Annotated in this window: 1 protein-coding gene; it reads right to left on the bottom strand. The window is 60.3% G+C overall.

Annotated features, from left to right (window positions below):
• On the bottom strand, window positions 1–433 hold a 433-nt coding region (locus tag AC1D0P_RS30055), incomplete at both ends, for an ABC transporter substrate-binding protein (RefSeq protein ID WP_477680071.1).

The following is a 433-nucleotide window of genomic DNA, read 5'->3' as shown; positions in this document are numbered from 1 at the left end:
ATCTTGTCGAGCACGCCGAACTGCTTGGCCTGCTGCATCGACAGCACTGCATCGTGACCCCAGTTGACGTTGACCAGCACATCGGCGCCGGAATTGGCGACATTGAGCAGATAGGACGAGAAATCGGGCGTACCGAGCGGCGAAACCTGGTTGGTCACGGTCGTCCAGCCGGCGTCGGCGGTCTTGTCCTGCATCGACTTGGTGACGGTATGGCCATAGGTATAGTCCGGCGTCATATACGCCACCTTCATATTCTTGCCGAACTCCTTGATAACGACCGGCGCGATAGCCGAGGCGGCGGTCTGGCCAAAGAAGTTCTGGCGCACGCCGTAGCGCACGCAATCCTTGCCGGTCGTGTCGTTGGAGCCGGAGATGCCGCAGACGAACAGAACCTTTTCGCGTTGCGCCAGCTTGTTGAGCGCGACTGCGACGG

Source organism: Polaromonas sp. P1_G2, from assembly GCF_056405515.1.
This window is presented reverse-complemented; position numbering and strand designations above follow the sequence as displayed.